The following is a 12,309-nucleotide window of genomic DNA, read 5'->3' on the forward strand; positions in this document are numbered from 1 at the left end:
GGAAGTGCATGTAAGGAAGTTAAGGAAAGTAAATAACACGATAATGCCAGACAATCAGATATCGCCCCAAACCGCCTGAAGACTCTGTATCGATATCTTTCTACAGACAATAGAAGCTGATAACTGTTTAAAAAGAAGAAAAATTAAGATTAAAAATAATATTGGGGAACAACGTAGTGAGGTAAAGATAATCAACGCGTAATAAATAAGAAAGCCGCGATATTCGCGGCTTTCTGTATGACGATACTGATAGATTACATCAGCGGCTGCGCCAATTGCACCAGTGAGATCAGCGGCTGCGGGTAAAGACCCAAAATCAACACCAGCATCGATGAAATCAGTACCACAACGCCGCCTGCGGTCAGCGCCCAGTTGCTTGGCGTATCACGGTTCAGGGTTTGCGGCGCGCTCAGATACAAACTCACCAAAACACGCAGATAGTAGTACAGGCCGATAGCACTACCGACTACCACCGCCGCACTCAGCCACCACAGGTGCGCATTCACACCTACCGCCAACACGTAAAATTTACCGAAGAAGCCCAGTGTCATCGGAATACCTGCCAGCGACAGCATCATCACCGTCATCACTGCAGACAGAATGGGCTTATGCCAGAACAGACCACGGTACGAGAACAGCGAATCCGCATCCGGACCACGGTACGGACTGGACATCAGGCTAACCACACCAAATGCCCCCAGACTGCTAAACAGGTAACCGGCCAGATAGACACCGATAGTTTCCAGCGCCAGCTGATGTGTTTGTACAGCAATCAGCGCCACCAGCAAATAACCCAAATGCGCAATAGAGGAATACCCCAGCAGACGCTTGATGTTGCTCTGCGCTACCGCCATCAGGTTACCAAACAAGATAGACGCAAAGGCAATTACGCCAAGCGTGGTGCGAACTGACTCACTATCCGCCAGCGGTGCGTACAGGAACAGACGCATTACCGCACCGAAGATAGCGATTTTGCTGGCAGTCGCCAGAAAGGTGGAAACGGGTGCAGGTGCCCCCTGATAGACATCAGGGGTCCATAGATGAAACGGCACCAGAGACAACTTGAAGCCCAACCCGACCAGCATCATACCAAGGCCTGCCAGCAACAACGGCGCGTGCAACTGGTGATCATTCAGGCTTTTGCCAAGGCTGGCGAAACTCAGGCTGCCGGAATCGGCATATACCAACGCCATGCCAAACAACAGGAACGAGGACGCGGCGGCAGACAACAGCATGTATTTGATGGCTGCTTCCAGCGAACGTTTCTGACGGAAAGCATACCCCACCATGCCAAACAGCGGCAGGGAAATCAGCTCGATACCGATGAAGAAAGCGGCCAGATGATTAGCGCTTGCCAGCAGGATACCGCCCAGTGCAGCAATCAGCACCAGCAGGTAGAACTCGTCCTTATTGTCCGGATAACCTTCCAGCCATGGATAGGCAAAAGTACTGGTCGCCAGACTCGCCGCCAGCACCAGACCGGTATAGAACATTGAGAATCCGTCAACCCGAATCAGTGGAGTGACGTCGGTCGGCCCAACCTGGCCGACCAAATACAGAGATAACAACGCAATGTTCAGGCCAATGACCGTGAGCGTTGCGTTGACAAAATGGTTGCGTCGCCACGCAATGCACAGCATCACAACCACGACTGTCAATCCGACGATTAACAGTGGCGACATCGCGATCAGTTGTTGAGGAGTTATTGTCATGGCGAATTACAGCCCTGTCGTTGAAATTGTTGAACTCTGAACCGATGACGTAAACCAGTGCTGGATATTAGCCATCGCCGCGCTGGACGTATCCAGGATCGGCTGTGGATAAACCCCCAGCAGCACCAGCAGCACCACCAGCAACAGAATGAGTGACAGTTCACGCACGGTCATGCCCTGCAGCGGCTCGTCCGATTTAGCGGCGCCGTAGAATGCGCGCTGCATCATCACCAGCGAATAAACGGAAGCAAACACCAGACCGAAAGTCGAAATCACCGTAATCACCGGTACTACCGGGTAGCTGCCAAACAGGATCATAAATTCGCCGACAAAGTTACCGGTCCCCGGCATCCCCAACGTCGCTACGGCAAAAAACAGTGACAGCGCCGGCAAATAACGAATACGTCCCCACAAACCGCCCATCTGGCGCAAGTCGCGGGTGTGCAGGCGCTCATACATCTGACCACAGATAATGAACATACCTGCAGCAGACAGACCATGGGCGATCATCTGCACCACTGCGCCCTGATAAGCCAGTTGACTGCCGGTATAGATGGCAATCATCACAAAGCCCATATGTGACACCGAGGTGTAGGCGATAAGGCGTTTGATGTCAGTCTGTTTGAAGGCCATCCAGGCGCCGTAGAAAATACCGATAATCCCCAACCACATAGCGACCGGCGCAAAGTCGTGGGAAGCGTTCGGGAACAGCGGCAGGCTGAATCGCAATAAGCCGTAAGCAGCCGTTTTCAGCAGAATACCTGCCAGGTCAACGGAACCTGCGGTCGGTGCCTGGCTGTGCGCATCCGGCAGCCAGCCATGCAGCGGCACCACCGGCATTTTCACCGCAAACGCGATGAAGAAACCCAGCATCAGCGCATATTCCAGTCCGTAGGACATCGGCGTTTTCAACAGACGGGAATAATCGAAAGTCCATTCGCCGGTAGCGTTATGATGTACGAACACCAGCGACAGAATCGCTATCAACATTACCAGGCCGCTTGCCTGGGTATAAATAAAGAACTTTGTCGCTGCCGCAATACGGGTTTTGCCATCTGAACCTTTGTGCCCCCACAGAGCTATCAGGAAGTACATCGGTACCAGCATCATTTCCCAGAAGAAAAAGAACAGGAACATGTCGATGGCAAGGAAAACACCGATAACGCCACCGAGAATCCACAGCAGGTTGAGATGGAAGAAGCCCTGATAGCGTTGAATTTCACGCCAGGAACAGAGAATCGCCAACACGCCCAGCAGGCCGGTCAGCACCACCATCAGCAACGACAGGCCATCCAGCGCCAGATGAATAGAGATACCGAAACGGGGTATCCAGTTCAGCACGAACTCCGACTGCCATTGCGGCAGGCCCGTCGGTGTCGCCAGCGAAAAGCCACCCTGCAGCCACAGCTGCAATGACAGCGCCAGTGTCAGCCCCATGGAAATCAGCGCGATCCAGCGTGGCACACGCGTGCCGAAACGCTCGAGCTGCCAGCACAGCAGGCCGCCGATAAAGGGGATAAGAATCAGCCAAGGTAGTAGCATGGCGTTTTGTGTCCCTAAATTAAAGAAAACGAAAAACTTGCTGCCTGCGGGGCCACCTAATTATCAAGTGCCCCGCCCCTCTGCATTACCGCATTGCTTAAACCAGCAACAGCAGCGCCAGCACCACCACAGCGCCAATACCCATTGAGGCGGCATACCAGCGTACCTGCCCATTCTCGCTGACAATCAGCGCACGGTTACCCCAACGGGTCAGCATGGCTGGAATATTCATCAACGCATTAAGCGGGTCACGTTGCAGCAGTGTCGCAATAGCCAGATACGGTTTGACAAACACCTTGTCGTACAACCAGTCGAATCCCCATGCATGGAACCACCATGTTGAGAAGAAGCGACCCGGCGCACTGTTGGCGACACGGGTCACCAACTGACGTTTGCCCAGCCACAACGCAGCCGCCAGCAGAATACCGGCAATGGCTACCACGCCAGAGGCAATTTCCAGCGTCATGACCTGACCATGCTCAAGCTCAGTTGTAGCAGGCAGAACACCATGCAGCGGCAGAGCAATTTGAGCGCCAACGAAAGTGGACAGTACCAACAGCACCAGCAACGGCAAGTGATGGGATATTCCCTTGCCTGCATGAGCTTTGGTTTTTGCTTCACCATGGAACACGATAAAAATCATCCGGAAGGTGTACAGCGATGTCATGAACGCCCCCACCAGACCGGCAATCACCAGATTAATATGGCCGTTAGCCCAGGCGCCTGCCAGGATTTCATCCTTACTAAAGAAACCGGCAGTTACCATCGGCAACGCAGCCAGCGCAGCACCACCTACCAGGAAGCAGGCATATACCAGCGGAATGGTTTTACGCAGCCCTCCCATCTTGAAGATGTTCTGTTCGTGATGGCAGGCCAGAATGACTGAACCGGACGACAGGAACAACAGCGCTTTGAAGAACGCATGAGTCATCAGATGGAAGATGGCGGCGTCCCACGCCTGTACACCCAGCGCCAGGAACATATAACCAATCTGACTCATGGTGGAGTAGGCCAGCACACGCTTGATATCGGTCTGCACCAGTGCAGCGAATCCCGCGAGCAGCAGCGTAACGGCACCCACATTAGCGACCAGATGCAACACATCCGGTGCCAGCAGGAACAGACCGTGGGTACGGGCGATCAGGTACACGCCTGCAGTCACCATGGTTGCAGCGTGGATCAACGCGGAAACCGGTGTCGGGCCTGCCATCGCATCCGCCAGCCAGGTCTGCAACGGCAACTGAGCAGATTTACCCACTGCGCCACCCAGCAGCATTAGCGTTGCCCAAGTAATTACAGGAGAACCTTCGGCCAGATGCTGAGGTGCCAACACCATCAGATCGCGGAAGTTCAATGTACCCAGCTCGCGGTAAAGGATAAACAGCGCAAATGCCAGAAATACGTCACCCACGCGGGTCACGATGAAGGCTTTCATCGCCGCAGCACCATTATTCGGATTGGTGTAGTAGAAACCAATCAGCAGGTAACTGCACAGCCCCACCCCTTCCCAGCCGAGGTACATCAGCAACAGGTTGTCCGCCAGCACCAGCACAACCATGCTGGCGATAAACAGGTTGGTATAGGCGAAGAAACGGGAATACCCCTCTTCACCGCGCATGTACCATGAAGCGAACAAATGAATGAAGAAGCCCACACCGGTTACTACTGACAACATGGTCAAAGACAGACCATCCAGTGCCAGCGTCACGCCGATGTCGAACTTGCCTACCGTCATCCAGCTCCACAGGTGCTGGCTGAAGAAAGTCACCCCGCCAGGTTGTTGCTGGCTGAGAAAGTCCATCACGACTCCGCCAGTTACCAGTGCAGCCAACCCAATTGACCCAACCCCGATAGTGGCGGAAATATTTTCCGACCAGCGCCCACGAGAGAAGGCCAGCAACAGGAATCCGATCAGCGGAAATAGAATAGTTAAGTAGAGTAAGTTCATCCGCGCATCTCACTGACAGTATCAATATTCAGGGTCTGACGGCGACGATACAACTGAAGCAGCAACGCCAAGCCAATACTGGCTTCCGCTGCGGCTAGCGTAATCACCAGGATATACATCACCTGACCATCCGATTGCCCCCAGTAGCTCCCTGCGACCACAAAAGCCAGCGCTGCAGCGTTGATCATGATCTCCAGACAAATCAGCATGAACAGCAGATTGCGGCGAATCACGAGTCCGGTCAGCCCCAGTACAAAGAGGATGGCCGCCAGCAGCAAACCATGTTGTAGCGGAATCATGCGCGTTCCTCCGTTATTTTCTTATCGGCATCCTGATCTTTGGCAATCAGCTCTCCGCGCTTGTCTTCACGGCCAACGTGGAAAGCCACTACCAGGCCAGCCAGCAATAGCATCGACGCCAGTTCCACCGCCAGGACATACGGCCCAAACAGGCTGATACCCACCGCTTTGGCATCGACGACATGAGCAACAATGCTCTGGTCAGTGACGCTGATAATTCCCTTGGCGATAACGGCCAGCAGCACCAGAGAAAGCACTCCAGGCCCCACCCATACACCCGGTTTGAGCCACAGCTTTTCTTGCTCATCCACCGAATTGCCGAGGTTCAGCATCATTACCACGAAGACGAACAACACCATGATGGCGCCAGCGTAGACGATTATCTCCAGCGCTCCGGCGAAATACGCCCCCAGCGAGAAGAACACACCAGCAACCGCCAGTAACGAAACAATCAAATAAAGTAATGCATGTACTGGATTGGTATGGGTAATGACACGCAACGTTGCCAGTACCGCAATAATCGCAGTCGCATAAAAAGCGAATTCCATGCTTGGCTCCTTAGGGCAGCAGGCCTTTAACGTCAATGGGTTTGGCTTCGTTTTCGGCTTCGCCCTTCTCTTTCCCATCAACAGCCATACCGGCCATCCGGTAGAAGTTGTATTCCGGATATTTACCCGGCCCCGATATCAGCAGATCTTCTTTTTCGTACACCAGATCCTGACGCTTGAACTCACCCATTTCAAAATCGGGAGTCAACTGAATAGCTGTGGTCGGGCAGGCCTCTTCACACATACCGCAGAAAATGCAGCGGGAGAAGTTGATACGGAAAAACTCCGGATACCAACGGCCATCCTTCATTTCAGCCTTCTGCAGGGAGATACAGCCTACCGGACAAGCTACCGCGCACAGGTTACAGGCTACGCAGCGCTCTTGTCCGTCCGGATCGCGGGTCAACACGATACGGCCACGAAAACGCGGCGGTGGATTAACCGGCTCTTCCGGGTACATTTTGGTTTCACGCTTTTTAAACGCGTTGGAACCCACCATGCAGATACTGCGTACCTGGGTGCCGAAACCAATCAAAAGTTCTTTCAGTGTCATGGTTTATTCACCCCTATCAAGCGTTGTACAGAATGACCGCGGCGGTCGCCAGCAGGTTCAGCAGCGTCAGCGGCAGGCACACCCGCCAGCCAAATGCCATCACCTGGTCATAACGCGGACGTGGCAACGAAGCACGAATCAGGATGAACATCATCATGAAAAACGCCGTCTTTAACGCAAACCAGACGAACGGCGGCAGGAAAGGCCCATGCCAACCACCGAAGAATAGCGTCACGATCAATGCGGAAACCGTCACGATCCCAATGTATTCGCCAACGAAGAACAGACCGAACTTCATCCCGGCGTACTCAATATGGTAGCCGTCAGCCAGCTCCTGCTCAGCTTCCGGCTGGTCGAACGGATGACGGTGACATACCGCCACACCCGCTATCGCAAAGGTGATGAAACCAAAGAACTGCGGGATGACGTTCCACACGGTTGACTGCGCGTTGACGATATCAGCCATATTGAACGAGCCAGCCTGTGCTACCACCCCCATCAGGGACAACCCAAGAAACACTTCATAACTCAGAGTTTGTGCAGAGGCACGCACCGCACCCAACAGCGAGTATTTATTGTTACTGGACCAGCCAGCAAACAATACGGCGTAGACCGCCAAACCCGCCATCATCAGGAAGAATAGTATCCCGATGTTCAGGTTGGCTACCTGCCAGGTCGGGCTAACCGGTACGATAGCGAACGATAACAGCAGAGAAGTAAACGCAATCACCGGTGCCAGCGTGAAAATCACCTTGTCGGCAAATGGCGGCGTCCAGTCTTCTTTGAAGAACATCTTGAGCATGTCAGACACCAATTGCAGCGAACCGCCCCAGCCTACACGGTTAGGTCCATAGCGCCCCTGGAACAGCGCGAGCAAACGGCGCTCCCCCATACTCATCAACGCACCGCAACTTACCACGACCAGCAGAATCACGATTGCCTTGCCGACGGTGGCCAGAATGTCCAGTACTTCCGGAGTCAACCAACTCATTGTGCAGCCTCCCGCAGCATTTCAACGGTCGCGCCCGCCAGCACCGGAGCGATCCCCGGGAAACCCAGCGGCAAACCAACCTGGCCCTGACGTAGTTCGGCACTCAAACGCACCGGCAGACGCAACGTCTGACCACCACAGGTGATCTCCAGCAATGCGCCAGTATTGACACCCAGCAACGCAGCATCAGCCTGATTCACTACCGCGCAGGCTTGCGGCATACGCTGCTGGATAACGCCGGAACGCTGGGACAACTCTTCGCTGCCGAACAGATTGTAGTAAGGCGCAACCTGCCACTGCCCTTGCTGAGGGGCAAACGGAGCCGGAACCTGCCTGAAATAGGCCAGAGAACCGTCGCCAGCTTCGATCAGACGAACGCCGGGATCACCATGGCGTAAATGTCCGCCCACTTCATCCTGGAATTTGTTCCACGCTTGCGGGGAGTTCCAACCCGGTGCCCAGGCAAACGGCACCTGCTGGCGCTCGGCCAACGGACTGTTGTTCCCTTCCATTGAGAAAGCGAACATGGTGTCACGGTCCTGCGGCTGACGTGGTTCATGCACGCTGATGTTGGCGCGCATGGCAGTGCGACCACTATAACGGTGTGGCTCACGCGCCAGTTTCTGCCCTTTGATGCGGAACGATGCATCTGGAGCGGCATCTTTGATCGCAGCCAACTGCGGCAATGCGCTGACGCACGCATCAATCACATGGTCCAGCTGTGTCCAGTCCACCTGACGGCTGTTATAGGTGATATACAGGGAATGCAGCCAACGCCAGCTTTCCAGCATCACCACCTTGCTGTCGTAATAGGTCGGATCGTAGACCTGGAAGAAGCGCTGAGCGCGGCCTTCCTGGCTGATGAGCGTACCGTCGCTCTCTGCAAAGCTCGCAGAAGACAGCACCAGGCTGGCTTTGTCCATGATCGCGGTACGTTGGTGATCCAGCACAATCAGATTGGCTGCTTTAGCCAGCGCAGCATCGACACGCGCCGCAGGCGCATGGCGATACAGGTCGTTTTCCAAGACCACCACGCTGTCTGCTTCGCCGGTTTCCAGTTGAGACAGTGCATCGTCCAGCGACCCACCACCCATCATGGCTACGCCCATGCTGTTGGCTGACGCCGCAACAAACGTAATGCCAACATCAGAACCACGGCCTTTGAGCGCTTTAGCAACGTTGGCTGCCGCCGCTATCACATCGTCGCTGCCCGCATTGGTGCCGGAGATAATCAACGGCTTGCGAGCGCCAGCCAGAGCCTGAACAATCACGTCCACTTTCTGGTTAAGATCAGTTGGCAAATCGCTGACTGCCGGAGCCGCATTGTCAAGTGCATGGGCAATGGCGAAACCAAGCCGAGCCTGTTCCGCCACGGGCGCGTGGTAACTCCAGGCAGCGATATCATCCAGACGAGTACTATCAACGTTAGTGACAAACAGCGGATGTTTGGCATGTTGACCAATATTCAGGATCGCAGCTATCTGCCAGTCGGCAACTTTCTGGGCCGCCGCCAGTTCGCGGGCTTTGCCTTTCACCGCCTGACGCACTGCCAGCGCAATGCGCGCGCCGGTCTGGGTCAAATCTTCTCCCAGCACCAGCACAGCGTCATAGCTTTCAATTTCACGCAGAGACGGGGTACGAACACCGCTCTCTTGCAAAATCTTCAGCATCAGTTGCAGACGATCCTGCTCAGTCTGGGATACACCGGTGTAGAAGTTGTCGGCACCAACCAGTTCACGCAATGCAAAATTACTTTCCACGCTGGCGCGCGGTGAACCAATCCCGATCGTCCGTTTGGCCTGACGCAATACATCGGCAGCACCCTGCAGCGCTTGCTCGGCATTCAGCGCAATCCAGTCATCGCCACGGCGTTGCAGCGGCTGACGAGGGCGGTCTTTCAGGTTAACGTAGCCATAACCGAAGCGACCACGGTCGCACAGGAAATAGTGGTTCACACTGCCGTTATAACGGTTTTCGATACGGCGCAATTCGCCATAGCGCTCACCTGGGCTGGTGTTACAACCCACGCTGCACTGTTGACAAACGCTGGGTGCGAACTGCATGTCCCATTTACGGTTATAACGCTCGGAATGGGTTTTGTCGGTGAACACGCCGGTCGGACAGACTTCCACCAGGTTGCCGGAAAACTCGCTTTCCAACACCCCGTCTTCCGGACGACCGAAATAAACGTTGTCATGCGCACCGTAAACACCCAGGTCTTTACCGTCGGCGTAATCTTTGTAATACCGCACACAACGGTAACAAGCGATACAACGGTTCATCTCGTGGGAGATGAACGGGCCGAGGTCCTGATTGTGGTGAGTACGTTTGGTAAAACGGTAACGACGGAAGTTGTGCCCCGTCATTACGGTCATATCCTGCAGATGACAGTTCCCCCCCTCTTCACAGACAGGACAGTCGTGCGGATGGTTGGTCATCAGGAATTCCACAATGGTCTTGCGGAACTGCTTTGCCTCGTCATCGTCAATGGCGATATAGGTGCCATCCGACGCTGGCGTCATACAGGACATTACCAGACGACCACGAGTATCTTCCGCGTTCTGGTACTGCTTGACCGCACACAGGCGGCAAGCACCGACGCTTCCCAGCGCCGGATGCCAGCAAAAGTAAGGAATATCAAGCCCCAGAGTCAGACATGCCTGCAGCAGGTTGTCTGCTCCATCCACTTCATATTCTTTGCCGTCTACATGAATCGTTGCCATAGTCAGCATGCTTCCATAACAGCCCGCCTCAGGCGGGCACTAATCAAAAATTCTGTCTGCGGGATGAATCGGCGTTTAATCCCGGCGTGATGCTCAACACGCCAGGCAGCACGATTACCAGCGCTGTTTCAGCAGGTTAGGCTGAATGCCGCCAATCGGTTTGGCGTTACTGACAACCTGTCTGGCGATGCCTGCCTCGAATTCGTCCCGGAAATATTTAATGGCGCTCTGCAGTGGTTCGACGGCCCCCGGCGCATGGGCGCAGAAGGTGTTGCCCGGCCCCAGGAAGCGGCACAGTTGCTCCAGCGTTTCAATATCGCCCGGCTGCCCTTCCCCACGCTCCAGTGCACGCAGAATCTTCACGCTCCAGGGCAAACCATCACGGCACGGCGTACACCAGCCGCAGGACTCGCGGGCGAAAAACTCTTCCAGATTCCGGGTCAGCGATACCATATTGATTTCATTATCGACCGCCATCGCCAGCGCCGTACCCAAGCGGCTACCAGCCTTGCCGATGTTTTCGAAATCCATCGGCAGATCCAGATGCGCTTCGGTCAGGAAATCGGTACCGGCACCACCAGGCTGCCAGGCTTTCAGCGTTAAGCCATCACGCATACCGCCAGCGTAATCTTCCAGAATTTCACGCGCAGTGGTACCAAACGGCAATTCCCATAATCCCGGATTGTTCACACGGCCAGAGAAGCCCATCAGCTTAGTACCGGCATCTTTGCTCTTGCCCGCCGACAACCCCTGATACCATTCCACGCCATGCTCAATAATGGCAGGCACGTTGCACAACGTTTCCACGTTGTTGACACAGGTAGGTTTCCCCCACACACCAGCGGAAGCCGGAAACGGCGGTTTGGAGCGAGGGTTGGCGCGACGGCCTTCCAGTGAGTTAATAAGCGCTGTTTCTTCACCACAAATGTAGCGACCAGCACCGGTATGAACAAACAGCTCGAAATTGAAGCCGGTGCCCATGATGTTTTTGCCAAGCAGCCCTGCTTCTGTCGCTTCAGCGATAGCACGACGCAAATTAGCAGCAGCCTCAACATATTCGCCGCGCAGGAAGATATAGCCACGATAGGCTTTCAGCGCATAAGCACCAATCAGCATACCTTCCACCAGCAAATGAGGCATCTGCTCCATCAGCAGGCGGTCTTTGTAGGTACCTGGCTCCATCTCATCCGCATTACACAGTAAATAGCGGATATTCATGCTTTCATCTTTCGGCATCAGGCTCCACTTAAGACCCGTGGAAAAACCTGCACCGCCACGACCACGCAGGCCGGCATCTTTAACCAGAGTCACCACCTCATCCTGTGCCATGCCAGTCAACGCTTTTTGAGCGCCGGCATAACCATTCTTGCTGCGGTATTCGTCCAGCCACACCGGCTGCTTGTCTGCACGCAGACGCCAGGTCAAAGGATGCTGTTCAGCCGTCAGAACAATGTTTTTACTCATTGATACTGCTCCAGTAACGAATCGAGATCATCAGGCTTCAGCTGACTGTGGGTATCCTCGTCGATCATCATGGTCGGCCCCTTGTCACAGTTTCCCAGACAACAGGTCGGCAATAACGTGAAACGACCGTCAAAGGTAGTCTGGCCAGGTTTAATATTGAGTTTCCTCTCCAGCGCAGCCTGAATGCCCTGATAACCGGTGATATGGCACACCACACTGTCACAATAGCGGATCACATGGCGCCCAACCGGTTGGCGATAAATCTGGCTATAAAACGTCGCTACGCCTTCGACGTCGCTGGCAGGGATACCGAGAATCCCGGCAATCGCATCAATTGCGCCATCTGGTACCCAACCACGCTGCTTCTGCACGATTTTAAGCGCTTCAATAGACGCAGCTCGCGCATCTTCATAATGGTGCTTTTCATGCTCGATAGCGTCACGCTCTGTGTCACTTAACACAAAAACATCGCTGGCGGCCTGCGCCGGAGCATCGATAGGATCCTGAGTGTTGTTATGTTCGTGCATAA

10 protein-coding genes are annotated in these 12,309 nt (G+C 54.5%); all 10 read right to left on the reverse strand.

Going from position 1 to position 12,309, the window contains the following annotated elements:
• Positions 1-254 precede the first annotated feature (254 nt).
• The 10 genes from nuoN to nuoE all read right to left on the reverse strand — a co-directional run bounded on the left by nuoN (position 255) and on the right by nuoE (position 12,307).
• Positions 255-1,712 carry an NADH-quinone oxidoreductase subunit NuoN gene (gene nuoN, locus Dpoa2040_RS16270; protein ID WP_168641924.1) on the reverse strand — a complete coding sequence of 486 codons (1,458 nt, stop codon included), beginning with the start codon at positions 1,710-1,712 and terminating at the stop codon, positions 255-257.
• 6 nt (positions 1,713-1,718) lie between these two features.
• Complete coding sequence (nuoM, locus tag Dpoa2040_RS16275; protein WP_042871740.1) at positions 1,719-3,254, reverse strand: NADH-quinone oxidoreductase subunit M; 1,536 nt, start codon at positions 3,252-3,254, stop codon at positions 1,719-1,721.
• 97 nt (positions 3,255-3,351) lie between these two features.
• Positions 3,352-5,202 (reverse strand): NADH-quinone oxidoreductase subunit L, encoded by a 1,851-nt coding sequence (gene nuoL / locus Dpoa2040_RS16280; protein WP_168641925.1) that lies wholly within the window; start codon positions 5,200-5,202, stop codon positions 3,352-3,354.
• A complete protein-coding gene (nuoK, locus tag Dpoa2040_RS16285) occupies positions 5,199-5,501 on the reverse strand; it encodes an NADH-quinone oxidoreductase subunit NuoK (protein WP_168641926.1) in 303 nt (100 codons plus the stop codon). The genes nuoL and nuoK overlap by 4 nt, the downstream gene beginning before the upstream one ends.
• The gene (gene nuoJ / locus Dpoa2040_RS16290) at positions 5,498-6,049 is read right to left on the reverse strand and encodes an NADH-quinone oxidoreductase subunit J (protein ID WP_042871744.1); all 552 of its coding nucleotides are present in this window, start codon (positions 6,047-6,049) and stop codon (positions 5,498-5,500) included. The genes nuoK and nuoJ overlap by 4 nt, the downstream gene beginning before the upstream one ends.
• Positions 6,050-6,059: 10 nt before the next feature.
• Positions 6,060-6,602, reverse strand: coding sequence for an NADH-quinone oxidoreductase subunit NuoI (nuoI, locus tag Dpoa2040_RS16295; protein ID WP_012769140.1), 543 nt, complete (start codon positions 6,600-6,602; stop codon positions 6,060-6,062).
• 16 nt (positions 6,603-6,618) lie between these two features.
• Complete coding sequence (nuoH, locus tag Dpoa2040_RS16300) at positions 6,619-7,593, reverse strand: NADH-quinone oxidoreductase subunit NuoH (protein ID WP_042871746.1); 975 nt, start codon at positions 7,591-7,593, stop codon at positions 6,619-6,621.
• A complete protein-coding gene (nuoG, locus tag Dpoa2040_RS16305) occupies positions 7,590-10,316 on the reverse strand; it encodes an NADH-quinone oxidoreductase subunit NuoG (RefSeq protein ID WP_168641927.1) in 2,727 nt (908 codons plus the stop codon). Before nuoG ends, nuoH begins: the two co-directional genes overlap by 4 nt.
• A 114-nt stretch (positions 10,317-10,430) precedes the next feature.
• Positions 10,431-11,780 (reverse strand): NADH-quinone oxidoreductase subunit NuoF, encoded by a 1,350-nt coding sequence (nuoF, locus tag Dpoa2040_RS16310; protein ID WP_042871748.1) that lies wholly within the window; start codon positions 11,778-11,780, stop codon positions 10,431-10,433.
• Complete coding sequence (nuoE, locus tag Dpoa2040_RS16315; RefSeq protein WP_042871750.1) at positions 11,777-12,307, reverse strand: NADH-quinone oxidoreductase subunit NuoE; 531 nt, start codon at positions 12,305-12,307, stop codon at positions 11,777-11,779. The genes nuoF and nuoE overlap by 4 nt, the downstream gene beginning before the upstream one ends.
• Between the last annotated feature and the right edge of the window lie 2 nt (positions 12,308-12,309).

Source organism: Dickeya sp. CFBP 2040 (assembly GCF_012273755.1).
Classification (GTDB): domain Bacteria; phylum Pseudomonadota; class Gammaproteobacteria; order Enterobacterales; family Enterobacteriaceae; genus Dickeya; species Dickeya poaceiphila.

Excerpts from the sequence above, each read along its gene's own strand:
- nuoN (WP_168641924.1), bottom strand. The coding sequence starts at position 1,712 with ATGACAATAACTCCTCAACAACTGATCGCGATGTCGCCACTGTTAATC.
- nuoM (WP_042871740.1), bottom strand. The coding sequence starts at position 3,254 with ATGCTACTACCTTGGCTGATTCTTATCCCCTTTATCGGCGGCCTGCTG.
- nuoL (WP_168641925.1), bottom strand. The coding sequence starts at position 5,202 with ATGAACTTACTCTACTTAACTATTCTATTTCCGCTGATCGGATTCCTG.
- nuoK (WP_168641926.1), bottom strand. The coding sequence starts at position 5,501 with ATGATTCCGCTACAACATGGTTTGCTGCTGGCGGCCATCCTCTTTGTA.
- nuoJ (WP_042871744.1), bottom strand. The coding sequence starts at position 6,049 with ATGGAATTCGCTTTTTATGCGACTGCGATTATTGCGGTACTGGCAACG.
- nuoI (WP_012769140.1), bottom strand. The coding sequence starts at position 6,602 with ATGACACTGAAAGAACTTTTGATTGGTTTCGGCACCCAGGTACGCAGT.
- nuoH (WP_042871746.1), bottom strand. The coding sequence starts at position 7,593 with ATGAGTTGGTTGACTCCGGAAGTACTGGACATTCTGGCCACCGTCGGC.
- nuoG (WP_168641927.1), bottom strand. The coding sequence starts at position 10,316 with ATGGCAACGATTCATGTAGACGGCAAAGAATATGAAGTGGATGGAGCA.
- nuoF (WP_042871748.1), bottom strand. The coding sequence starts at position 11,780 with ATGAGTAAAAACATTGTTCTGACGGCTGAACAGCATCCTTTGACCTGG.
- nuoE (WP_042871750.1), bottom strand. The coding sequence starts at position 12,307 with ATGCACGAACATAACAACACTCAGGATCCTATCGATGCTCCGGCGCAG.